General features: G+C 42.0%; 21 protein-coding genes. 12 read left to right on the top strand and 9 right to left on the bottom strand.

Annotation, left to right across the window (positions count from 1 at the left end):
• Positions 1–3: 3 nt before the first annotated feature.
• Positions 4–981 carry a glycine--tRNA ligase subunit alpha gene (glyQ, locus tag Aba26S_RS08890; RefSeq protein ID WP_004657598.1) on the bottom strand — a complete coding sequence of 326 codons (978 nt, stop codon included), beginning with the start codon at positions 979–981 and terminating at the stop codon, positions 4–6.
• 112 nt (positions 982–1093) lie between these two features.
• Positions 1094–1504, bottom strand: coding sequence for a hypothetical protein (locus Aba26S_RS08885; protein ID WP_043971444.1), 411 nt, complete (start codon positions 1502–1504; stop codon positions 1094–1096).
• Between the two features lie 191 nt (positions 1505–1695).
• Here Aba26S_RS08885 and Aba26S_RS08880 point away from each other — a divergent pair, with 191 nt between their 5' ends.
• The 4 genes from Aba26S_RS08880 (at position 1696) to Aba26S_RS08865 (ending at position 5521) form a co-directional block, all read left to right on the top strand.
• Positions 1696–2958: a putative DNA modification/repair radical SAM protein gene (locus tag Aba26S_RS08880; protein ID WP_005238500.1), complete on the top strand. Its 1263-nt coding sequence runs from the start codon at positions 1696–1698 to the stop codon at positions 2956–2958.
• A gap of 2 nt (positions 2959–2960) precedes the next feature.
• Positions 2961–3752 (top strand): TIGR03915 family putative DNA repair protein, encoded by a 792-nt coding sequence (locus tag Aba26S_RS08875; RefSeq protein WP_043971442.1) that lies wholly within the window; start codon positions 2961–2963, stop codon positions 3750–3752.
• 130 nt (positions 3753–3882) lie between these two features.
• Positions 3883–4299 (top strand): lysozyme inhibitor LprI family protein, encoded by a 417-nt coding sequence (locus Aba26S_RS08870; RefSeq protein ID WP_043971440.1) that lies wholly within the window; start codon positions 3883–3885, stop codon positions 4297–4299.
• 121 nt (positions 4300–4420) lie between these two features.
• Positions 4421–5521, top strand: coding sequence for an HPP family protein (locus Aba26S_RS08865; protein ID WP_043971438.1), 1101 nt, complete (start codon positions 4421–4423; stop codon positions 5519–5521).
• Positions 5522–5593: 72 nt separating this feature from the next.
• On the opposite strand, the gene Aba26S_RS08860 is transcribed toward Aba26S_RS08865, so the two are convergent.
• Positions 5594–5863 (bottom strand): PspC domain-containing protein, encoded by a 270-nt coding sequence (locus Aba26S_RS08860; RefSeq protein ID WP_043971435.1) that lies wholly within the window; start codon positions 5861–5863, stop codon positions 5594–5596.
• 343 nt (positions 5864–6206) lie between these two features.
• Here Aba26S_RS08860 and Aba26S_RS08855 point away from each other — a divergent pair, with 343 nt between their 5' ends.
• Positions 6207–6878, top strand: a complete 672-nt coding sequence (locus Aba26S_RS08855; protein WP_043971433.1) for a hypothetical protein — start codon at positions 6207–6209, stop codon at positions 6876–6878.
• A 55-nt stretch (positions 6879–6933) separates the two neighbouring features.
• Here Aba26S_RS08855 and Aba26S_RS08850 read toward each other — a convergent pair whose 3' ends face one another.
• The gene (locus Aba26S_RS08850) at positions 6934–8757 is read right to left on the bottom strand and encodes an acyl-CoA dehydrogenase C-terminal domain-containing protein (protein WP_043971431.1); all 1824 of its coding nucleotides are present in this window, start codon (positions 8755–8757) and stop codon (positions 6934–6936) included.
• Positions 8758–8996: 239 nt separating this feature from the next.
• On the opposite strand from Aba26S_RS08850, the gene Aba26S_RS08845 reads away from it, so the two are divergent.
• A complete protein-coding gene (locus tag Aba26S_RS08845) occupies positions 8997–11303 on the top strand; it encodes a hypothetical protein (protein WP_043971468.1) in 2307 nt (768 codons plus the stop codon).
• Between the two features lie 64 nt (positions 11304–11367).
• On the opposite strand, the gene aroE is transcribed toward Aba26S_RS08845, so the two are convergent.
• The 5 genes from aroE to ribA form a co-directional block, all read right to left on the bottom strand.
• Complete coding sequence (gene aroE / locus Aba26S_RS08840) at positions 11368–12156, bottom strand: shikimate dehydrogenase (protein WP_005238517.1); 789 nt, start codon at positions 12154–12156, stop codon at positions 11368–11370.
• Between the two features lie 49 nt (positions 12157–12205).
• Positions 12206–12643: a type II toxin-antitoxin system VapC family toxin gene (locus Aba26S_RS08835; RefSeq protein WP_043971428.1), complete on the bottom strand. Its 438-nt coding sequence runs from the start codon at positions 12641–12643 to the stop codon at positions 12206–12208.
• On the bottom strand, positions 12637–12909 hold the full coding sequence (locus tag Aba26S_RS08830; protein WP_005238519.1) for a type II toxin-antitoxin system Phd/YefM family antitoxin: 273 nt from the start codon (positions 12907–12909) through the stop codon (positions 12637–12639). The genes Aba26S_RS08835 and Aba26S_RS08830 overlap by 7 nt, the downstream gene beginning before the upstream one ends.
• Before the next feature lie 107 nt (positions 12910–13016).
• Positions 13017–13958 (bottom strand): oxygen-dependent coproporphyrinogen oxidase, encoded by a 942-nt coding sequence (gene hemF, locus Aba26S_RS08825; protein ID WP_043971425.1) that lies wholly within the window; start codon positions 13956–13958, stop codon positions 13017–13019.
• Between the two features lie 131 nt (positions 13959–14089).
• The gene (ribA, locus tag Aba26S_RS08820) at positions 14090–14692 is read right to left on the bottom strand and encodes a GTP cyclohydrolase II (RefSeq protein ID WP_043971465.1); all 603 of its coding nucleotides are present in this window, start codon (positions 14690–14692) and stop codon (positions 14090–14092) included.
• Between the two features lie 304 nt (positions 14693–14996).
• Between ribA and dxs the strand changes: the two genes are divergently transcribed.
• The 6 genes from dxs (at position 14997) to Aba26S_RS08790 (ending at position 23048) form a co-directional block, all read left to right on the top strand.
• Positions 14997–16892 (top strand): 1-deoxy-D-xylulose-5-phosphate synthase, encoded by a 1896-nt coding sequence (gene dxs, locus Aba26S_RS08815; RefSeq protein WP_043971422.1) that lies wholly within the window; start codon positions 14997–14999, stop codon positions 16890–16892.
• A 133-nt stretch (positions 16893–17025) separates the two neighbouring features.
• Positions 17026–17856, top strand: coding sequence for an inositol monophosphatase family protein (locus Aba26S_RS08810; protein ID WP_005238523.1), 831 nt, complete (start codon positions 17026–17028; stop codon positions 17854–17856).
• Positions 17857–18441: 585 nt separating this feature from the next.
• Positions 18442–20358, top strand: a complete 1917-nt coding sequence (locus Aba26S_RS08805) for a DEAD/DEAH box helicase (RefSeq protein WP_043971418.1) — start codon at positions 18442–18444, stop codon at positions 20356–20358.
• A 418-nt stretch (positions 20359–20776) separates the two neighbouring features.
• Entirely contained in the window at positions 20777–21595 is an 819-nt protein-coding gene (locus Aba26S_RS08800) for an ABC transporter ATP-binding protein (RefSeq protein ID WP_005238527.1), read from the top strand.
• The gene (gene mlaE, locus Aba26S_RS08795; RefSeq protein WP_005238529.1) at positions 21592–22371 is read left to right on the top strand and encodes a lipid asymmetry maintenance ABC transporter permease subunit MlaE; all 780 of its coding nucleotides are present in this window, start codon (positions 21592–21594) and stop codon (positions 22369–22371) included. The genes Aba26S_RS08800 and mlaE overlap by 4 nt, the downstream gene beginning before the upstream one ends.
• Positions 22371–23048, top strand: coding sequence for an outer membrane lipid asymmetry maintenance protein MlaD (locus Aba26S_RS08790; protein ID WP_005238530.1), 678 nt, complete (start codon positions 22371–22373; stop codon positions 23046–23048). Before mlaE ends, Aba26S_RS08790 begins: the two co-directional genes overlap by 1 nt.

Below are 23048 nucleotides of genomic sequence, written 5' to 3'. Positions count from 1 at the left end.
ACTTTAGTCTTTTGCTTTTAATGAAGCTTCTGCTTCAACTTGTGCTTTAAGTTGAGCCAATACTTCATCGCGCAAATGTGGTTCTGCCATTGGGAAACCAAGTTTCGCGCGGGCCGCCACATAACTTTGAGCAATTGAACGCGCCAAAGTACGGACACGTAAAATATAACGTTGACGTTCAGTTACCGAAATCGCACCACGGGCATCCAACAAGTTAAAGCAATGCGATGCTTTGATCACTTGCTCGTAAGCAGGAAGTGGCAATTCAGCTTCGATTAAACGAGACGCTTCAGCTTCATAGAAGTCAAACAATTCAAACATTTTATCGACTGGCGCGTATTCGAAGTTATAGGTTGATTGCTCAACTTCGTTTTGATGGAATACATCACCATAAGTTACGGTACCGAATTGACCTTTGGTCCAAACCAGATCGTAAACTGAGTCTACACCTTGCAGGTACATCGCCAGACGTTCTAGGCCGTAAGTGATTTCACCCGTAACTGGGTAACATTCAATACCACCAACTTGCTGGAAGTAAGTGAACTGTGTCACTTCCATACCATTTAACCAAACTTCCCAACCTAAGCCCCATGCGCCAAGGGTTGGAGATTCCCAGTTGTCTTCAACGAAACGAATATCGTGAGTGAGGGTATCAATTCCGATGGCTTTTAATGAATCAAGATAAAGCTGCTGGATATTGTCTGGGTTTGGCTTAAGTACCACTTGGAACTGATAGTAGTGTTGTAAACGGTTCGGGTTCTCGCCATAACGACCGTCTTTCGGACGACGTGATGGTTGAACATAAGCCGCGTTCCAGGTTTCTGGCCCCAATGCACGTAAGAAGGTTGCAGTGTGGAAAGTACCTGCGCCCATTTCCATATCATATGGTTGTAATACGACGCAGCCTTGCTCCGCCCAATAGTTTTGTAGGGCAAGAATTAAGCCCTGAAAGGTATCAATATGCGATATAGCACGACTCATGGTGCATCCACTGGAATCAAACAAAAATTGTGCTTAAGTATAAGGATTTTGTAGAGGAGTGGCAAAGGCTTCTAGCACTTCGCCAGCAAGTTCTGATCAGAAATAAAAAAAGTTATTTTATTCCGCATTCATTTCTACTTTTGGCAGAGAGCAAACCTTTCATATAGGTAATTTCTTGGTTAATTTTCATTTGTTGAATGTATTCTTCTATCTGTTGATCGGCAGTTGAACTTTGAGAGGGGGTTATGGATGGATTTCTCGGTGTATTATCATCGACTAAAAATGCCTTACCCTCCATGAACCCCCAGTTTTTATTGATTTCATTTCCATCTTCAAGAATTGCTGATGTCTGTAAAAAACATGTTCTGTTATATTTAATTAAAGTAAATGCTTTTATAAAATATGGGCTTTGAGTGGATTGAAAAGTCTTTACTTCGATGAATTCGGGCTCATTTTTAGAGCTACAGGCGGCTAGTAGGAAGGTTAAAAATAAGCTCGGCAATAAAGATAAAAAATTGTACATGAGATGGAAGAAATAAAGTTTTCTTCATTTTATTATAGATAGATTATATTCCCTTGAAATCAACAATCTGTACTGAAGAGGAAAATCCTCACGTCAGCTCATGACGTGTAGCATCTCACATGCTCTTAATTTCACAACTTTGAAATGTTAATTTTTAAACGATATCCTCTGTTCTCCTCAGGTCGTTTGAAATGTCTGATCGCATTCGTGAAAAGCTACAAATTTTAGCGGACGCTGCCAAATATGATGTGTCCTGTTCATCCAGCGGCAGTGACCGTAAAAATAAAGATAAAGGTCTGGGTGACGCCAGTCGGGCAGGGATTTGTCACAGCTATACTGAAGATGGACGCTGTGTTTCTCTGCTAAAAATCCTGTTCAGCAATGTCTGTATTTTTGACTGTGCCTATTGTGTGTCACGCCGTTCCAATGATGTGAAACGGGCCGCATTTACGGTGCAGGAAGTGGTTGACTTGACTATTAATTTCTATCGACGAAATTATATTGAAGGATTATTTCTCAGTTCAGGTATTTTTAAATCCGCCGACCATACCATGGAACGGATGCTGCAAGTGGTTAAGAAACTACGCCTAGAAGAAAACTTTAATGGCTATATTCATCTTAAAACCATTCCAGGTGCTTCCCCTGAATTGATTCATGAAGCAGGTCTATATGCAGATCGGATGAGTATTAATTTAGAAATGCCTACCGAGGTCGGTTTAAAAGCCTTTGCACCTGAAAAATCACATCAAGAAGTACAAAAAGATTTGGGGCTGGTTCGGGATCGCTTAATTCAGCTTAAAGATGAGCGTCAAATTATCAAGCATGTGCCGAAATATGTCCCAGCAGGGCAAACTACGCAGATGGTGGTAGGTGCACATCAGGAAACCGATCAGGATGTACTGTTTATGGCAGATCGGCACTACAAAGAATTTAAGTTAAAACGGGTCTATTTCTCAGGCTATATCCCGATTAATACCGAGAATAATTATCTACCTGCGGTGGGTTCTGCACCGCCGTTGCTACGAGAAAATCGACTGTATCAGAGTGATTGGTTGATGCGTTTTTATGGTTTTCAGGTCAATGAAATCGTGAATGAGCGCTTCCCGCATCTGGACTTAGATGTTGACCCGAAACTGAGTTGGGCCTTACGTCATCCTGAGCAGTTTCCGGTGGATTTAAATCGTGCTGATTACTTTATGATTTTGCGCGTGCCCGGCATCGGGGTGAAATCTGCCAAGAAAATTGTGCATGCCCGTCGTTTTGGCAAAATCCATATCGACTTGTTAAAGCAATTAGGTGTAGCTTATTCCCGTGCGCAATATTTTATTCGTTGTGAAGACAGTCCACGTTTCCAGAAGGAACTTTCTTCTGGTTTTATCCGTCAGCAAATTTTGACCCAAGGTTCATCTAAATATATCAAGCCACTGTCTCCACAGCTGAGTTTGGGGTTTTAGTAATGTTGACTCAGAAACTCAATTATTGTTTTGATGGCTCAATGCTGGGGTTGCTGAGTTGTGTATTTCGCGCATTTCAGTTCAAAGAGTTTGATGTGCAACTTTGTTTACTGGGTGAGACACAACATGGCTTATTTTCCGAGGTTATTGATGTGTCCAATCATGAGCAACATGCCCAACGGGTGTGGTCTGCCTTACAGCAAAAGCTTTCCCCAGCTGCGCTAAAGCAGATTTATTTTGCCTCCTTGTCTGAGTCACTAGAGGCCTATCAGCATCTCTTTAATTATTGCATCTATGTATTTCAGCAGTCCTATTCGGTTGAAAAAGACTATTTACATCCCAGTGTGTTGGCGATTTCACAGTGGACCAAAAAAGTTGGGCGCGAAAAGCATAGGATGGAGGCTTTTGTGCGTTTTAAGAAAAGCACAGATGGGTTATTTTTGAGTTTAGTCCGTCCCGATTTTAATGTGTTGCCTTTGATTCAGCCACATTTTAAACGGCGCTATCAGGATCAGCGCTGGCTGATTTATGATGAACAACGTAACTATGGTCTTTATTACGACCTCAAGCAGATTCATGAGGTCGTTATGGATGCTGATCAGATTGATCGCAATCTGCAAAAAGGCGGTAGCCAAAGTTTTCAGTTAGAGTTGGATGAACAAGAGATCTTATATGATCAGCTTTGGAAGGATTATTTTCAGAGTATCAATATTAAAGAACGGCAGAATATTAAATTGCATGTGCAATATCTGCCGAAACGTTATTGGCGTTATCTGAATGAAAAATATGTTTAGCCTAGTTGGATCCTTGCAAAATAGATTGCATCACAACCATGACCAGCCGTATGTGGAAGAATAAAAATCAGCATCGGCATAATTTTTGATTATGATTTGAATAGATGACAAAAAATAAAAGAGCCAATCAATGACAAAATTAATGTTTAAAGTCGCATTACTGATCATGACCTGTTTGAGTGGTAATGTATTGGCTAAAGCGCAGGATAAAGTAACAGATCCCTATAGCCAATGTGTTGATGACACCATTCAAGAATTAAAGTTGGGTAACATCAACAATGCAGTGGTGGAAATCTGCAGTACCAGAACTAAAACCTTATATGCCAAACAGATCGTACAGTTATTGGATCAAATTAAGAAACAGAGTCAGGAATACAAGCAGCCTGAACGTTATAATGACATTATGAAATCGCAGCAACTCTGGAAAAATTTTGTGGATCAGGAATGCCGAAATGCAGGTGCTTATATTGGTTCGCCGATGTATGAATTTTGCCCAATGCAAAAATATGCTGAGCGATTGGAACAGCTAAAAGAATATTTAAATTGATCAGCTTTCTTATTTAATCGTTTTAGTCATGACTTAAAACTGTAATTTAAATACACCTTAAGCTTGAGTAGGCGTATACTGCTGCATCGAATAAAACAACACGATTCCAGCAAGGTGCATTGTGAGCTTGATCCAATCAGACTGGCTAAATTTTCTCAAACCCAATTATAAGGTTATGCCCTTAAAAGAGAGGGTGCTCTCAGGTGTTGGTGCTTTATGTGGATTGGCAATTTCATCACTGATTAGTTGGTATGTCTTGGGCGGTATGAATGCATGGTATATCGCGCCGATGGGCGCTTCTTCTGTGTTGTTATTTGCACTACCCAACAGTCCTTTGGCGCAGCCTTGGAATGTGATCGTCGGAAATACCCTTGCTGGATTCATCGGTGTTGCCTGTACGCAATATTTACCCGATCTCACCAGTGCCTTTAGTGTGGCTGTGGGCTTGGCGATTTTTGTGATGATGACAACTGATTCTCTGCATCCACCGAGTGGGGCTGTCGCAATTACCGCAGTGCTTGGCGGAGAAGCTGTCCATCGGTTGGGTTTTCACTTCATCTTGTACCCCGTATTGCTGAACTCAATTTTATTATTACTGTTTGCGGTGTTTTTTAATCGCTTGATTGGACGCCATTATCCAGTGACAGCGCATGTGAATGAGCGTTCTAAAGATCCGACACCGACCCAGAAAGTTTCGATTCAGCCCAAAGATATTGAATACGCCTTAGAGCGTCACACAGAACTGTTGGATATTAGTCAGTACGACTTGGAAAAAATTATTCTGGAAGCACAGACGCATGCCAATGAACGTCTGGTGAACGCATTTGTCTGTCAGGACATTATGAGTCGTGATGTCATTAAACTGCATGAGCAGGATGATATTCATCATGCGCTAGACAAGTTTAAGGCAGTGAATTTAATGAGTTTGCCTGTGGTCAATGCCGAAGATCATTTGGTTGGAACTTTGGCTTTATATGAAGTGGTGGAATGGTTTAAAGGCGCGACAGATCCACGAAATTCATGGCAGCATTACGTTCGACAAATCATGAGCCATAAAGTCGTGACGGTAAGCCCTATGCAGCCGATCCAGGCTCTAGTCCCTTACTTTGTAGAAAAGTCGTTTAACTACATTCCTGTCGTAGACGAACAACGCTTGATTGGAATTGTGAGTCGAGCGGATATGATTGCTGCCTTACAACAGCAGCTTAGTCGTCAAGCCTGAATTTTAGATAAAAAAAGCTACGGCTGGATAAGGGGGAATTTCAACCGTAGCGACCAAAAAGGGAACAGAAAATTAACGTTTTATGCTTTGGTCTTCATAAATGGTTTTCACTGGTTGCTGATAGCCTTGTACATGATCAACACGCGCTTGCTGCTGTTTTGGAATCACCAACCATAAAATCAAATAGACTAAAATACCTGGAAAAGCTGCGCTCATGAGTGAGATCACAACAAAGATCAGGCGTAATAAATTTGCGTTCCAACCAAATCGTTCCGCAATACCGCCCATTACACCAGCGATCATGCTTTGTTGGTTTGAGCGATATAAACCAGAATTGGCCATCGAGTTCTTCTCCTTAAATTTATGAAACAGCAGCAAAAAATAAATTGTTTCAATATGAGTTGCTGTTAATTAAGAGATAAGGGCGAACAGTTTTTTTTAAAGTTTAAACAGATGGGAGATTGGTTAAGTTGTGTAAATCTGTGATGGAAAAATCAACAGCATCACCTAAAATGCACCGAATTAAAGCATACTGCTTTTTCAATTTGCTATTTCAGTCTTATCGAATTTGTTATTCCCCTTTTGGGGAATAGACGAATATTTGAATGATCCTTATATTTTCCACAGTCTGGAAGATGTTTGTGAAATGAACGCGATAATGATGTTGATGTTAGAGATTTAGGATATGCAGTTCAGGTTATTCTTACAGCTTGTTAGTGTAGGAGTTTTATTGAGTTTTGGCTTGATTGCGTGTGATAGTCGTCATCCAGATCCAGTAAAGCAACAAGCCCAGACGCAACCAAGTCGTAATGCAAGTGAAGTGCTTGCAGATGAACAGGAACAAAGTGAATCTGATGCGCAGGGCGTGTCACTCACTCAAGTGGCAGGACAAGCGACATTACCGTATTCTGCCGATCGTAAACATAACTTGAGTCAACCTTCTGAAGCAGACCTCATTTATGCGGGGCGTTATCATGCACGTATTCCATGTAGTGATGCTTTTGCGGGTTGTGTGAATAATGAGAAAGAAGCAGAATATATTCTGAATTTAATGGATGATGGCTCTGTATTCTGGACCAATACCAGTTTTAGCCGTCTAGGTTCAGATCCGTCACGCAACACTGCCAAGATCGAGCAGACCTGTAAGCAGGTACAGTGGCATGTGCATAAAGAATTGAATGAAATTATGATTCGTTGTGATGCTGCGGATGTTAATTTGTATTATCAGATTAATCCGAATCAGGATCTGGTTTTAGATCTGGATAAAATCTGGAATGGCGACAACGGGCGTAACCGTAAGTTCTTTAAAGACTACCCATTTCCACAGCAGGCTTATGTTTTTAAGAAAGCGGAATAATATTTCCCCAATAAAAAAGAGCGCATTAAGCGCTCTTTTTTTATTGCAGCTGCAATTAGTAATCGAAGCTGAAGTGTTCAGGTGCAAGCGATGTCAAAGTACGAGATGTCGTCACCATTGCTTCTGCATGACCTTGTGCACGTGGCAATAAACGGTCAAAGTAGAAATCGGCGACTTTGATTTTTGCTTTATAGAATTCAGGGGTTTCGCTGCCGTTACCTGCTTCTAATTTCTCTGAAGCAACCACTGCTTGTTGTGCCCAGAAGTAAGCCATCATCACATAGCCAGAGAACATCAAGAAATCAACCGAAGCTGAAGAAACGATGTCACGGTCTTTACGTGCAGCAAGCATGATACGAACGGTTAAAGTATTCCATTGTGCGCAAAGCTTAGTTAAGTCCCAAGCAAAACGGCGAAGGTACTTATTACGTGCGTGCGTTGCACAGAACTTCAAGATTTCAGCAGTGTAGTCACGAACCACTTTACCTTTCGAGCTGAGTAGCACTTTACGGCCAATCAAGTCCAGTGCCTGAATCCCCGTCGTCCCTTCATACAAAGTAGAGATACGTGCATCACGTGCGATTTGTTCCATGCCCCATTCACGGATATAGCCATGACCGCCGTATACTTGCATACCGTGGTTGGCTGCTTCTAAGCCAAGCTCAGTCAAGAAACCTTTTAAGATTGGGGTGTAGAAACCGAGTTTGTCATCATAAGCTTCATACGCTGCTTGATCACCACTCACCAGAGCATCTGTCATTTTGTCTGTAAGTTTTGCTGCATGATAGATCATTGAACGACCACCTTCAGCAATCGCTTTTTGCGTCAATAACATACGACGAACGTCAGCATGGTGAATGATTGCATCACCTACACGCTCAGGTTCTTTCTTGCCAGAAAGGGCACGCATAGACATACGGTCTTTCGCATACGGTAAAGCGCCTTGGAATGAAAGTTCAGCGTGCGCAATCCCTTGAACTGCGGTACCGATACGTGCAGTGTTCATAAAGGTAAACATCGCGTGTAAACCTTTGTTGATTTCACCGATCAGATAACCTGTAGCATTGTCAAAGTTCAGCACGGCTGTTGCAGATGCTTTGATCCCCATCTTGTGTTCGATTGAACCACAAGAAACGGTATTGCGTTCACCTACACCGCCATCCGCAGTCGGGATGAATTTAGGCACGATGAATAGAGAAATACCACGTGTGCCTGCTGGTGCATCTGGAAGACGAGCCAATACGATGTGAATGATGTTCTCAGTTAAATCATGCTCACCAGCAGAGATGAAGATTTTAGTCCCAGAGATTTTGTATGTACCATCAGCAGCAGGTTCTGCTTTGGTTTTTACTTGGCCTAAGTCTGTACCACATTGTGGTTCAGTTAAGCACATGGTGCCTGACCAAGTCCCTTCAACCAGTTTAGGCATATAGGTATTTTTTTGCTCGTCTGTACCGAACTGCATGATGGTATTCATACAGCCTGTGCTCAAACCTGGATACATGGTGAATGACCAGTTAGCCGTTCCCATCATTTCAGATTTGATCAGGTTTAAAGACATCGGCAAGCCTTGACCACCAAACTCTTCTGGATAAGAAAGACCTTGCCACCCACCCATGACGAATTGGTCATACGCTTCTTTAAAACCTTTTGGTGTTGTCACTTCGCCATTGTTAAAGGTACAGCCTTCTTCATCACCTGATTGATTGAGTGGAGAAAGTACGTTTTCGCAATAATCTGCCGCACCTTCAAGAATCATATCCACTGTTTCAGCATCCGCATTTTGACCACTTGTCAAAGTTTGGTAATGTGCTGGATAATCTAACATTTCGTTCATTAAGAAACGAATATCACGGAGCGGGGCTTTATAAGCTGGCATAATCTTAATCCTGTATTTGAATCATTTTGGATTATCTGTTTCGATACTTTGATTATTCACAATGCTGATAAAAATACATTGATAATCACTAGGGAAAAGAATGTCAGAAAAGCGAATTTCCTTGAAGGCAAGTTCTTAGAAAAACCACATTTCTGTTGCGGTGAAAACTGAAATGAAATGTGAAAATTACTCAATTTTAGAATTGAAAATATAATGATATAAAGGTGTTTGGTAAAGCTATGCGTCTAAAATATTTAACTTTATGTTTAATGGGGCTGAGTCTCTCAGCATGTTCTCAACATGTCATTAAAACCAATACAGCTTCGGCAGGTCTGGAACAAAAGGTCATCAATAGCATCAATGCGATATATGAATATCCGAGTTATGATTATCGTGGAAAATTTAAAATCCAGATAGAGTCTGACCAGACTAAAAGTAAGGCAAAAGAAGACAATTCAGCTTTAGATGCAGCAGTGAAGCAAAAAATAGATCAATACTTAAGAGATCAGAAGGTCAATTTAAACAACCGGCAGAAACAGGCTTTGTATGTGGCGTTGGCACAAGAGCAAAAAGGTTATGGCCGATCTAAAGCTGATAAATTCACCGAAATTATGGCCAATGTGCTGAATGATATGCAGTTTGAATATGATGGTTCAGTACATTATCGTCAGAAAGTTGGATCATTTAATTTAACCGCACGTTATGAGAAGCCAACCCTGTTAGTTCAGGCGAAAGTACCGATGGTGCTTGATTTGAACAATTATAAGTTTTACATTAATTACTTTGCTTTGATGCCATATTTGGTCAATAAAGAAAATCAAAATAATCTTGCCTATTTGGATTTTTCTAAATACCAGCATTTGTTCAAGCAAGTGGATTACAAAAAATTTGCTGACTACGTGAAAGCTTCCAGTGCCGTGTATTATCGTCTTGCAGATCCACATAATATTCAGGCTTTACCAGTCTCTTCTGCTGAACAGGCCGCAGGAATCGTAGAGAAAATCCGTTTAAAAAGTTCGATTGAAGAGCTGATTTTACAAGCGAACTTGTATAGTAAAATCAATGAAAAATACTTTATGCAAAGTGTTCTCAATATCAAAGAAGAAAACCTGGAAAAGTTGATTGCCAGTGAGGTGGATGCTGCGAGCCCATCTAAATCAGCAAAAACAGCTTCATTATTGAGTAAGAAAGATGCTGTTGATGATGCCAGTGTCGTGAGTCAGGAACTGTATCGTCTGGTGAATCAACATTTTGGTGTGGAGGATACCGAAGAGGATACGGTTGATGGGAGTACAGATGCGGCGGAAGATGCAACACAAGCAGCGCAGGTGACTGATGCTGAGGCTTCAGTTGCAATGGCGGATGATGAGGAAGTGGGTTTAAGCAAAGAGCAATGTACAGCATTGCAAAGCGTAACAAAAGCGACCTATGGCGATGCACAGTATTGCCAAAGTGTGTATGACATTGATGTTTTTGGTGGGCAGAAAGCAGAATCAGGTTTCTTGGATTATATTGCCAAACTGCAAACGGTAGAAAAACAGTTTGCTGCATATGATCAAAATCAATTTATTGATGATCAGGCATTTAAGGCACTTTGGGTTAAGCATCAAGCGGATATTGTCAAAGCCTTACCACCAGTTGAAAAACGAAATCCATTTATTATGGATGTTGGCTTGGATGCTCAAGGCCGCGCGGTTAAATTAGACTATGATTTGAACTATGGCTTATCTGAATTGAAGTCACGTTTTAGTGTCAAAGCTGATATGTTGATTTCAAATTATGGCAAAGCGACACCAATTGATCAGGTGCAATTGAAACGTGCGAAGACTTGGGCTGAAACAAGCAAGGGATCAATGCTGGAACAAGCTGTAAATAGCTTCTCTGAGAAATTAGGTCAGACGGGTGTCCAAGAGCGTTCAGCAGAGCCGTATAGCCTGTCTTTGGAAGATCAACTCAAAGTGATTGCTGAGCAACGTTATGATGCAACGCACGCCTACGAAGCAACTTATAAAGCCGTATTCATTGCGAAATTAACGGAAAGCACACCACAACTTGTACAGCGTTATTCAAGCCAAGAGCTGCAAGAAATTGCCAGCGTGTACGCATATTGGTATGCCAGTGAAGACGACTATAATCCAGAAGGTAAGGCCCTGCAAAATATAGAGGCTTTACAGAAGAAGCATCATCTTGAAAATGAAGGCCAGTTCGATGACAAATTAGGTCAAGCGGTGAATCGTATTGTAGTGGATGCGATGCATGGCGATAAAGACCGTCAGGCGTGGAAAAAACTTCAGTCGCAATATAAACAGCCGCAACAGTTATTTGCTAAGCAATATCAAATCCAGTTCGAACAGCAAAATGGTGCTTCAAATGAGGAAAAAGTCTTGCTTGGACAAACGGCTAACATCTTGGGACAAGTGTACGTGGATGCACGTAAGAATAAACTGTCTGAAAAATCAATACAGTCTTTAAAAATCGAACATAACGAATTTATTGATTATGAGATTTTTAAACAGGTATATCAGAAGATGCTGACCGTGAAATAATTTCTTTATCCCCCCAATAAAAAACCTGCAAAGTGCAGGTTTTTTTATTTTTGTATTTTGATGATTATAAAAAGTCATTTAACTCTGGTTTTACTCCGTTCCAGATCGAAAATGCTTCAATCGCTTGCCCCACCAGCATCCCAAAACCATCAGTAGAGGGGACTTGGCGTTGTTTGGCCTGATCTAGAAAGCTCGAGGGTTTGCCATAAGCCATTTCATAAGCATGATGAAATACTAAATTTTCAGGGAGTTGAAGCGGATCACCAGTTAAACTTGCAGAGGTTGCATTAATGACAAAATCAAACTCGCCCGTTAACTGATCTAAGCCAATCGCTTTAAGCTGAGTTTGTGGAACAGCATCTTTTAAATCGTCAACCAGTTGTTCAGCACGGGCGAGGGTACGGTTGGCAATCACAATCTGTTTTGCACCTGCCTGCACCAGCGGATAAATGACACCACGGGTTGCACCACCTGCACCTAAAATTAAAATACGACTCTCTTTAAGTTCCCAACTTAAAGCCTGAATCGCTGCAACCAAGCCTTGACCATCAGTATTATCACCATACAGTTTGCCATCTTGCATCCATAAGGTATTGACGGCTTTGGCAATCTTGGCACGTTCAGTCAGTTGGTCGCAAAGGGAAAAGGCTTGTTCTTTAAAAGGTACGGTGACATTCATGCCGATGCCGTTGTGTGCAAAGAAATCTTTTACAGCACTTTCGAAACCATCTAAGGCTGCAAGAATTTTTTTATAGTGTAGATCGATCCCAGTTTTTGCTGCAAACGCATGATGAAGCTCAGGTGAGCGGGATTGTTCAATCGGATTTCCAATAACAGCAAATTGTTTGGTCATGAGTGATTCACCAATATCATGAGAATGATCAAGGAATATGTTGAGTTGTTTAGCGATCTGTAGTGTCGGTAAACCAATTGATTTGCCGTAATCCTTCTATGGCTTGAAAATCTGTGGTATTCCGAGTGACTAGAATTAAGCCCTGAGCCATCGCAATAGCTGCAATCTGTCCATCAACAAAAGGAATATTATTTCCCATTTTCTGAGTTTGTATTCTAATTTCTGCATGGATTTTTGCAGCTTGCGCATCATAATCCAAAATCGGAATCAGACTCACCACATCATGTAAAAATTTTGTGATGAGCTGCTTGCGTTGTCCATCAGGCATTCTCAACCAGCCAAAGCGTAATTCATGCCAGACGATACTTGAAATCGAAATTTCATGTTGCGCGACATAAAATTGTTGTAAAACGGCTGAGTTCGGTTGAGGTTTAGCCAATTCAGAAATGATATTGGTATCAAGTAAATAACTGATTTGGCTTACCATGAAAACTCACGTCCTTGGCTAGTGTCTCGTTCAGTTTGAAAGTCAGTATTCTCAGTATTTAATTCTTGAAGTGCTTGTTGATGCCAGTTTTCCCAAGCCTGCATGAAGTTTTCTGGCTCACCTTGTAATTTTTTATATTCAGAATAAGAAATAAGAACAGCCGAAGTATGCCCATGTTGGGCAATAAAGGTTCTTTGACCCTGTTGGCTTTGCTGAATTAATTTAGCGAGATTCGCTCGGGCATGTGTAAATGAGATATTAGACATTTTTAATCCTTTTTATTGTACATTTTTATTGTACATTTTTAAGGGTGGAAATGTCTATTTCAATAATCAAAAAAATCCCTAATAGAAATATTAGGGATTGCCGCTTTTTACTTCTGCAAACTCAACCAATCTCTTGGTTTTAGATAATAATCGGTAAGACGTTTTTCTGCTGAGTCAGCATCCCACTCAGGGCGATACGACCAACCTGCCAGATTAGGTAAGCTGACCAAAATTGATTCAATACGCCCACCTGTTTGTAAGCCAAACAAAGTACCGCGGTCATAAACCAAGTTGTATTCGACATAACGACCACGACGATACAGCTGGAACTCACGTTGTGCTTCGGTATACGGCTGCTCACGGTGCTTTTCAAAAATTGGCAAGATCGCTGCTAAATAACCATTACCCACGGCTTGAATGTATTTAAAGCAGGTTTCGAAATCCCATTGATTTAAATCATCAAAGAATAGACCACCCACGCCACGCTGTTCATCACGATGCTTTAGATAGAAATAGTCATCACACCATTGCTTATGTTCCGCATAAACCGTGTCGCCAAAGGGCTGACACAGGTCATACGCAGTTTGGTGCCAGTTAAGAACATCTTGCTCGTCAGGATAGAAAGGGGTTAAATCAAAACCACCACCAAACCACCACACTGGATCTTGACCTTCAGGCTCAGCGACAAATAAGCGAACATTGGCATGCGAAGTTGGGATATGTGGATTTTTCGGGTGAATCACCAGCGATACGCCCAACGCTTGTGCCTTTGCGCCCGCAATTTGTGGATGACGTTCCGTCGCAGAAGCGGGCAGTTTACTGATGTTGATGTGGGAAAACATCACCCCACCTTTTTCAATCACTTCACCATTTTGCAAAACACGAGAGCGGCCACCGCCACCTTCGGTTCGTTGCCAATCATCAATGATAAACTCAGCGGTACCGCCGCTTGCACGTTCCTGTTGCTCTAGTCCTGCACAAATCCGTGCCTGTAGATCGAGTAAAAACTCACGAACACGTTGAATATCAGCTGAAGTTGGGTGCTGCATGATGATCCTCGTAAAGTGATCTAGGAATAGGCTATATCAAAACATAAAACCCATAAAAAAAGTAAGGGATTTTTGTTTTTTACAATAAAAATCCCTTAACTGACTTATTTTTAAACGTTCTATAAAGTGAATTAGAAGTCATCTTTTTTATAAAGATGATCCATACGCTCACGTTTGGTTTTTAAATATTGTTCATTGAATGGATTGCGGCCCACAGTTAAAGGAACTCGATCAACTACATTGATGCCTAAATCAGTCAGAGCCTTTAATTTCAAAGGATTATTGGTGATTAATTTCACTTCTTTTACTTGCAGATGATCGAGCATAATGCTGCACATATCATAGCGACGTGCATCAGCAGGCAAGTTCAATAGCAGGTTGGCATCAACGGTGTCATGACCTTGATCTTGCAAGGCATAGGCACGGATTTTATTGGTTAAGCCAATGCCTCGACCTTCCTGACGTAAATATAAAATCACGCCTTGACCTGTGTCATTAATCAAACGTTGAGTCGCCTGTAATTGTGGTCCGCAATCGCATTTAAGCGAAGCAAAGGCATCACCCGTCAAACATTCAGAGTGGATACGCACCAGTACGGGCTTATCTGGAGCAGTTTCTAAACCTTTAGAAAGCGCCACATGTTCTTCACCCGTTTCAGGGTCTTGAAACACGGAAATATTGAAGTCACCAAAAGCGGTTGGTAGCTTTGATGTTGCAATAAATTCAATCGGCACAGAGAACTCACTATGATAATAAAAACAGTCTGAGTATAGCTCAATGTATGAAGATTGCGTGAATTGGAATTTCTGATTTTTCACATAAGTTTTTCTTTTTCATATAAAGCACACAATAATGGTTGATAAACAGTGACATAATTCAGGATAATCTGCGAGCCAGTCATTAAGATTGACATGCAAATGTTCAGCACTGCGTCATTTGCACATGTGGCTGATTGAAGGTAGATCATATTTAATTGTATGATTGCCCCCATTTAACCCAGCTTCGGATTTGCCAGGCTTAAAAAGGCTTTGCCACATTATGTTGTATACCGAAATTCCAACTCAACGTCCTGTTACGCCATTGTTAGATGGAATTGATCATCCACAACAATTACGTCAGCTCGAACAAAGTCAGCTCGAACAGGTGGCGGATGAGTTACGTCAATATATTTTGTATGCAGCAGGACAAAGTGGTGGACACTTTGGTGCTAATTTAGGGGTGATCGAACTGACGGTTGCCTTGCATTATTGTTTTAACACGCCTGATGATCGTTTGGTGTGGGATGTGGGCCATCAAGCTTATCCACATAAAGTACTGACAGGACGCCGTGAACGTATTAGCACCATTCGCAGCAAGAATGGCTTGGCTGCATTCCCTGCACGTGATGAATCTGAGTTTGATACGTTTGGTGTCGGTCACTCATCGACTGCTATCTCAGCAGGTCTGGGCATGGCATTGGCACGTCGTTATCAAAAAGATCCATGTGATGTAGTGGCGATTGTGGGAGATGGTGCAATGACTGCGGGAATGGCCTTTGAAGCCATGAATGATGCAGTTGCCCATAATGCCGATCTCATCGTCGTGCTGAATGACAATGATATGTCGATCTCTTGTAGTACTGGTGGTTTTGCCAAACATCTGGCAGCCATTTGGGAAACAGGTCAATTGGTCAATGTGAATGAACAGGGTGAAGCCTATGTTCAACCTCATCCAAAGTGGACCTATAATTCACGTTTGCATCAATCTGCGACAGATGCCGCTGATAATTTATTTAAAGCAATCGGTTTTGATTATTTCGGCCCATTTGACGGACATGATGTGGAACAACTGGCACAGGTTTTCCATGCACTTAAAAAACGTAAAGGTCCACGCCTAGTTCATATTTATACCAAAAAAGGTAAAGGTTTCGCGCCTGCGGAAGCAGATCCGATTACCTATCATGCCATTACTAAAATTGCACCCGCTTCAGCAGCACCCGTAAAAAAATCACCACCTAAATACTCAGATGTATTTGGGCAATGGCTATGTGATGAGGCTGCTCAAGATGAACGTCTGCTTGCGATTACACCGGCGATGTGCGAAGGCTCAGGCATGGTTAAATTTGCACAGCAATATCCTGAACGTTTCTTTGATGTTGCGATTGCTGAACAACATGCAGTGACTTTAGCGGCGGGTATGGCGTGTGAAGGGTTAAAACCGGTTGTTGCGATTTATTCAACCTTCTTGCAACGTGGTTACGATCAGTTGATTCACGATGTTGCCTTGCAGAATCTTGATGTCACTTTTGGTATTGATCGTGCAGGTTTGGTGGGTGAAGATGGCCCAACCCATGCAGGGGCATATGACTATGCGTATATGCGTACTGTACCAAACATGGTCATTATGGCACCGAAAGATGAAAATGAATGTCGTCAAATGCTACATACCGCGTATCTGTATAAAGGTCCAACGGCGGTACGTTATCCGCGTGGTGCAGGTACAGGTGTTGAAATTCAACAGCAGATGACTGCTTTAGACATTGGTAAAGCTGAAATCGTGGCTGAATTCAATCCAGATGCTGAACAACAGATTAGTGTCCTTGCCTTTGGTAGCCGTGTTGCAGCGTCTATTGATGCTGCTGAACAGTTTGCTCATAAACATGCGATCGGTGTGCGTGTGGTAAATATGCGTTTTGTAAAGCCACTAGACGAGCAAATTATTCGTGATCTTGCTGAAAGTACCCAATTGTTTGTGACGGTTGAAGAGCATGCGGTGATGGCTGGTGCGGGCAGTGCAGTGAATGAGTTTCTGGCACAAGCACGTATTCTTAAGCCGATTTTGAACCTGGGTTTACCAGATAGCTTCTTACATCAAGCGACGCATCAACAAATGTTGCATGATTGTGGCTTAGATGGACAAGGAATTCTGGCTTCAATTGAACACGCTTGGTTTTAATTTATAAGTTCATGTAAAAGCGAAAATAATTTTTCGCAACATTTTTCCCCTAAAAGCGCTTATATTTGCTAGAATATACGCGCTTTTATGCATTATTCTTTGTCAAAATCTTCAAATTTGTAGTGGGTGTTCAATGGAACCTATGGTGGTTATGGCTGCGCGTGCGGCTCAAACAGTTGGTCAAGAGCTTTTAAAGGCACATCAGAATCGTCATAAACTCGATTTACAAGTTGAAGAAAAAGGCATTGATGGTCCAGTAACGCGTGTTGATCGTTACCTGGAAGAATTGACAATTGAAACGCTTCGTAAAAGTTATAAAAACCACAGCTTCCTTGGTGAAGAGTTTGGTATGCAAGAAGGTAAAGGTCACGATGCAGATTGGTGCTGGGTGATTGATCCTTTAGATGGTACGCAAAACTTTATCAACGGCTTTCCGCATTTCTGTATTTCGATTGCTGTACAACATAAAGGTGTGACTCAACACGGTGTGATTTATGATCCAGTCCGTGATGAATTATTCTCTGCTAGCCGTGGTCGCGGTGCAGTCATGAATCAACGCCGTATTCGTGTCAATGTAAAAGATAGCTTGGAAAATACTTTCCTTGCTGTCGGTCATCCGTACCGTGCAAAGCGCAATGGTGAAATCGTTTCTTATGCAGAACAGCATTTCGCTTCATTATTGGCTGTAACTAAAGCAGGCGCACAAATCCGTCGCGGTGGTTCTGCTGCATTAGATTTGGCTTATGTTGCTGCTGGTCGTTTTGATGGTTTCTTTGAATTAGGCTTAAAACCGTGGGATATCGCTGCGGGTGAGTTAATTGTGAAAGAAGCAGGTGGTGTTGTGGTTGATGCGCGTGGCGGTAGTGAATCATTTGACAATGGTCAAGTGCTTGCATGTTCGCTTAAAATGTTAAAACCATTGATGCAAGCCGTTGTCCCAGCTTGGGGTGATGCTGCAAAATAATTTGTAGATGTCAAAAAAGCTCTCAATATTTGAGGGCTTTTTATTTTGGAGAAATTTTTGCAGATTCAGAGTGAGCTTTATTGACATGAATTGTGGTTAAAATTCTGAAAATTATTTGAGAACGAAAACAAGATCTAATGGATGGGTCTTTGAGTTTTAACTTACTGATATTTTGAATTAAAGAGTTAAAAACCTATTGAAGAATGTGGGTGTATTTATTGGTGTGATCGAAGTTGGAAGGCCAATAAAAAACTTACCGCATAGAAAAACCAACTAAAAAACGTGACTTTTAAAATTATTCTGCTATAATCCGCCAACGCACTTAAATTCCAGTTCATTACCTGAACATTCAGTTCTATTCATATTAGCGCACGCTGTCCATAGAGAGGACCACATCTTGCGCCCAAATCGCTTAGCGATTCTTCAGGTTGAGGCAGTAATCAAGCGTGCGTTTAGTCCACATCGTCGTTATTCGGATCGCCGCTGAATTTCATCTATTTTCAGCTTGAGTCGCTTTGCCGCTTGTTGCCGATGTCTATTTTTTGTATTTATTAAAATGGAGCACCCTTTAGGGTGAAACTCTCTATGAGCAAAACTTTTGCCGAATTTTCTTTGCACGAAACTTTACAACAAGCCCTAGAAGGTTTGGGTTTTACTACGCCAACTCCTGTGCAAGAACAAGCGATTCCAACTGCGTTAGAAGGAAAAGATTTATTGGTTTCAAGCCAGACTGGTTCTGGTAAAACAGCAGCATTCTTACTTCCTACATTAAACGCGTTAGCGGGTCAGGAAACTTTCGTGCCATTTAAAGAGCGCATGAAAGCTGTCACCCAGCCGACAATTTTAGTTATCTCTCCTACACGTGAATTGGCTCAACAAGTTAGCCAAGACGCGATTGCATTTGTACGTCACATGAAAGGTGTTCGTATTGCTGCAATTATGGGGGGTATGCCTTTTGGTAAACAAATCCAACAGCTTAAAGGTGCACAAGTAGTTGTTGCGACTCCAGGTCGTTTACTTGACCTTGTAAACCGTCGTCAATTAAAGCTTGATAAAGTTGAATCTTTAATCGTTGACGAAGCTGACCGTATGCTTGATCTTGGCTTTGCTGAAGATTTAGAAGCGATTGGTGAATTAGCTGCTAACCGTAACCAAACGTTGATGTTCTCTGCAACTTTTGCAGATCGTATTATCCGTCTTGCTGAACGCATGATGAATGATCCACAACGTATTGCGATTGAAACGGGTCACAGCACCAACACTGATGTAACGCAAACATTACATTGGACGGATGGTTTTGAACACAAGAAAAAATTATTAACACATTGGTTGTCTGATGAGTCAGTAGACCAAGCTGTTGTGTTTGCAAGTACCCAAGAAGATACTGATATGCTGGCTGAAGAGTTGGCTGAAGCAGGTCATTCTGTTGTTGCGTTGCATGGTGCGATGCCACAAACAGTGCGTAACCGTCGTTTACGCAGCATCCGTGAAGGTCGTGCAAAAATCTTGGTTGCAACTGACGTAGCAGCACGTGGTTTAGACGTACCAACAATTTCACACGTCATTAACTTCGGTTTACCGATGAAAAACGAAGACTATGTACACCGTATTGGTCGTACAGGTCGTGCGGGTCGTACAGGTCAGGCGGTAACTTTAGCAACCTATCGTGAGCGTGGTAAAATCCGTGCTTTAGAAGATTACTTAGATGCACGTTTAAATGTATCTGAAATCGAAGGTTTAGAGCCATCTCCACCTCCTGCACGTTCAGGCCGTGATGGCGGTGGTCGTGGTCGCGGTGGTCGTGATGGCGGCGGTCGTGGTCGCGGTGGTTTCGGCGGTGGTCGTCGTTTTGAAGGTGAAGGTAACTTCAAACGTCGTGAAGGCGGTGATGATCGTCCACGTCGTAGCTTCGATGACAAACCTCGTGGCGAACGTCCATCATTTGGTGGTGAAGATCGTCCACGTCGCGAATTTAATTCAGATCGTCCACGCCGTGAAGGTGGTTTCGAAGACCGTCCACGTCGCGAGTTCAACTCTGATCGTCCACGCCGTGAAGGTGGTTTTGAAGACCGTCCACGCCGTGAGTTCAATTCAGATCGCCCACGTCGTGAAGGTGGTTTTGATGATCGTCCAAAGCGTAGCTTCGGTGGTGAAGACCGTCCACGTCGCGAGTTCAACTCTGACCGTCCACGTCGTGAAGGTGGCTTCAATGATAAACCACGTTTTGATTCGAATGATGACAACCGTGGCAACCGTGTAGACTACAAACCACGTCGTGAAGGTAGCTTCGGTGACCGTCCAAAACGTGATTTTGGTGATCGTCCACAACGTGAAGGTGGCTTTGGCGACCGTCCAAAGCGTAGCTTTGGTGATGACCGTCCAAAACGTAGTTTCGGTGGTGATGATCGTCCAAAACGTAAGTTTGGTAGCGATGACCGCCCAGCACGTGGTTCACGTGAAGAAACTTTCGGTGGCGACCGTCGTCGCAAAAACGATTTTTAATCGTTAAAAACCGATAAAAACAAGAAGCCAGTTGAAAAACTGGCTTTTTTATTTTGTCTTAGTCATGTAAAATCTAAAAAATGTGTACTAATTCAAACTTTATATAAGAAATGAATAAGATTGAGCAAAATAACAGTCTTTTGAGTCAATTGTGGTCTTTCATGTGTAGTGAAGGATTACCATGTCTATTTGTGATCTTGATGCTCTGTAATGGTTTATTTTTCGCTTATGCGCTTTTTGATAGCAATCATTCAGACACGTATAAGGTGAGTTCTCAACATACGATGAAGCAAACTGATTCAAAGAATAACTACATAAATTAAATAATCTTGATACATCGTTTATCAAAATAAAAACAAGCGTTTAATGTTTCAGTGTATAGTATGCGTGCATAAAAAGTGCAGGAAAGAATGCCATTATGAATAACAAATCTCCTCTCGATAGCGAAGCCTTAATTGAAGTTAAAAACTTGAGCTTTAATCGAGGAGAACGCGTCATTTATGACGATATCAGCCTTAAAATTAGACGTGGTCAAATTACTGCCATTATGGGCCCATCAGGTACAGGCAAGACAACTTTATTACGTTTAATTGGTGGGCAGCTCAGTCCTGACCAAGGTGAAATTCTGCTTGATGGTAAAAATATTGCCACCATGTCTCGTCATGAGTTATTTGCTGCCCGTGCGCGTATGGGGATGCTATTTCAGAGTGGGGCATTATTTACCGATATGTCCGCTTACGAAAATGTCGCTTTTCCGATTCGTGCACATACCCAATTGCCTGAACATCTGATAGCTGAGCTGGTTGGCTTAAAACTGGAGTCTGTTGGCTTGCGAGGGGCTGAGCAATTGATGCCATCGGAGCTATCAGGCGGTATGAATCGTCGTGTCGCATTGGCGCGTGCAATCGCACTTGATCCTGAATTGATTATGTATGATGAGCCATTTGCTGGACAAGACCCAATAGTCATGGGGGTTTTAACGCGTTTAATTCGCTCTTTGCGCGAAGCTCTGGATTTGACGACGATTATTGTTTCACATGATGTTGCAGAGACGCTTTCGATTGCCGACTATATTTATGTGGTTGCAGAAGGGAAAATTCAGGGAGAAGGTTCGCCTGAACAATTAAAAAATCATGCCTCACCTTTTGTTCGGCAATTTTTGACAGGTTCGGCTGAGGGTCCTGTTGAATATCAATTTACTCACCAAGCATATTTAGATAACGAGGTTCGTCCATGAATGCGATTGCCTGGTTAGGTAGACTCGTTATTGAGCGGATAAAGGGGATTGGTGCTGCGGCATTGATGCTCCTGCAAGTTTTATTTTCTATGCCATCGAAAGGTGGTTTTCAGCGTTTTATCTATCAGATGTATCGTGTTGGGGTCATGTCGCTGCTGATTATTGCTGTTTCAGGCTTATTTATCGGCGCTGTTCTTGGCTTACAGATGTATAGCATTCTTGTTACATTTGGTAGTGAGGCAATGCTCGGTACTGCAATTTCATTAACACTTTTGCGTGAATTGGCTTCGGTTGTTGCGGCCTTATTGTTTGCGGGTCGGGCAGGCTCTGCTTTAACAGCTGAAATTGGTTCCATGAAACAGAGTGAACAACTTGCCAGTATGGAAATGATTGGGGTTGATCCACTTCGACAAATCGTATCACCACGATTATGGGCGGGGATCATCAGTTTACCGATGCTCACCGTGATTTTTGCAACCATTGGTATTGTTGGTGGCAAGCTGGTGGGTGTTGATTTTTTAGGTGCGGATGAAGGGTCGTTTTGGAGTGGAATGCAAAACAGTGTGCAATTCTGGCATGACATTTTCAATGGTACCATCATCAAAAGCATTGTCTTTGCTTTAATTTGTACATGGGTAGCGGTCTATCAAGGTTATGCTTGTGACCCGACGCCAGAAGGGATTGCGACTGCGATGACGAGAACGGTGGTCTATTCTTCTCTTTGTGTATTAGGTTTTGATTTCGTGTTGACTGCGGTCATGTTCGGAGGGATTTAATGAAATCACGTACTAGTGAGCTGGCCGTAGGTATTTTTGTCATTATCTTCGGTATCGCTCTTTTTTTTCTTGCGATGAAAGTCAGTGGCTTAGTGGGTACTAATTTACGTGATAGCTATAGCATGACAGCACAGTTTGATAACGTAAATGGTTTAAAACCACGTGCAAAAGTGACGATGAGCGGTGTGACCATTGGTCGCGTTGAATCGATTACATTGGATCCTGTAACACGTTTGGCAACAGTGAAATTTGATCTGGATGGCAAGTTGACCAGCTTTAACCCGGAACAGTTGAAAGAAGTTCAGAAAAATGCACTTGAAGAATTGCATTACAGCTCTGATTATCAACAAGCTGATGCGGCGAAACAAAAAGAAATGGAACAGCAACTTATCAGCAACATGACCTCCATCACCAGTTTGGATGAAGATGCTTATATAATGATTGCAACCAATGGTCTTTTAGGTGAAAAATATTTGAAAGTTGTCCCAGGTGGTGGTGTGCATTACTTGAAACGTGGTGATGTGGTTTCAAATACCCAAGGTACAATGGATTTAGAAGATTTAATCAGTAAATTTATTACTGGTGGCGTTGGTAAAGCCACATCTAGCTCAACAGCTCCCGAAGGTTCCGCTTCACAACCAGCTGCTGTTGGTACAGAACCATCTTTCGTTGAGTAA

The sequence above is a fragment of the Acinetobacter sp. NBRC 110496 genome, from assembly GCF_000876115.1.
Classification (GTDB): Bacteria; Pseudomonadota; Gammaproteobacteria; order Pseudomonadales; family Moraxellaceae; genus Acinetobacter.
This window is presented reverse-complemented; position numbering and strand designations above follow the sequence as displayed.

Bases quoted from the DNA above. Each gene is read 5' to 3' on its own strand.
- glyQ (WP_004657598.1), bottom strand. From the start codon at position 981: ATGAGTCGTGCTATATCGCATATTGATACCTTTCAGGGCTTAATTCTT.
- Aba26S_RS08885 (WP_043971444.1), bottom strand. From the start codon at position 1,504: ATGTACAATTTTTTATCTTTATTGCCGAGCTTATTTTTAACCTTCCTA.
- Aba26S_RS08880 (WP_005238500.1), top strand. From the start codon at position 1,696: ATGTCTGATCGCATTCGTGAAAAGCTACAAATTTTAGCGGACGCTGCC.
- Aba26S_RS08875 (WP_043971442.1), top strand. From the start codon at position 2,961: ATGTTGACTCAGAAACTCAATTATTGTTTTGATGGCTCAATGCTGGGG.
- Aba26S_RS08870 (WP_043971440.1), top strand. From the start codon at position 3,883: ATGACAAAATTAATGTTTAAAGTCGCATTACTGATCATGACCTGTTTG.
- Aba26S_RS08860 (WP_043971435.1), bottom strand. From the start codon at position 5,863: ATGGCCAATTCTGGTTTATATCGCTCAAACCAACAAAGCATGATCGCT.
- Aba26S_RS08855 (WP_043971433.1), top strand. From the start codon at position 6,207: ATGCAGTTCAGGTTATTCTTACAGCTTGTTAGTGTAGGAGTTTTATTG.
- Aba26S_RS08850 (WP_043971431.1), bottom strand. From the start codon at position 8,757: ATGCCAGCTTATAAAGCCCCGCTCCGTGATATTCGTTTCTTAATGAAC.
- Aba26S_RS08845 (WP_043971468.1), top strand. From the start codon at position 8,997: ATGCGTCTAAAATATTTAACTTTATGTTTAATGGGGCTGAGTCTCTCA.
- aroE (WP_005238517.1), bottom strand. From the start codon at position 12,156: ATGACCAAACAATTTGCTGTTATTGGAAATCCGATTGAACAATCCCGC.
- Aba26S_RS08835 (WP_043971428.1), bottom strand. From the start codon at position 12,643: ATGGTAAGCCAAATCAGTTATTTACTTGATACCAATATCATTTCTGAA.
- Aba26S_RS08830 (WP_005238519.1), bottom strand. From the start codon at position 12,909: ATGTCTAATATCTCATTTACACATGCCCGAGCGAATCTCGCTAAATTA.
- hemF (WP_043971425.1), bottom strand. From the start codon at position 13,958: ATGCAGCACCCAACTTCAGCTGATATTCAACGTGTTCGTGAGTTTTTA.
- dxs (WP_043971422.1), top strand. From the start codon at position 14,997: ATGTTGTATACCGAAATTCCAACTCAACGTCCTGTTACGCCATTGTTA.
- Aba26S_RS08810 (WP_005238523.1), top strand. From the start codon at position 17,026: ATGGAACCTATGGTGGTTATGGCTGCGCGTGCGGCTCAAACAGTTGGT.
- Aba26S_RS08805 (WP_043971418.1), top strand. From the start codon at position 18,442: ATGAGCAAAACTTTTGCCGAATTTTCTTTGCACGAAACTTTACAACAA.
- Aba26S_RS08800 (WP_005238527.1), top strand. From the start codon at position 20,777: ATGAATAACAAATCTCCTCTCGATAGCGAAGCCTTAATTGAAGTTAAA.
- mlaE (WP_005238529.1), top strand. From the start codon at position 21,592: ATGAATGCGATTGCCTGGTTAGGTAGACTCGTTATTGAGCGGATAAAG.
- Aba26S_RS08790 (WP_005238530.1), top strand. From the start codon at position 22,371: ATGAAATCACGTACTAGTGAGCTGGCCGTAGGTATTTTTGTCATTATC.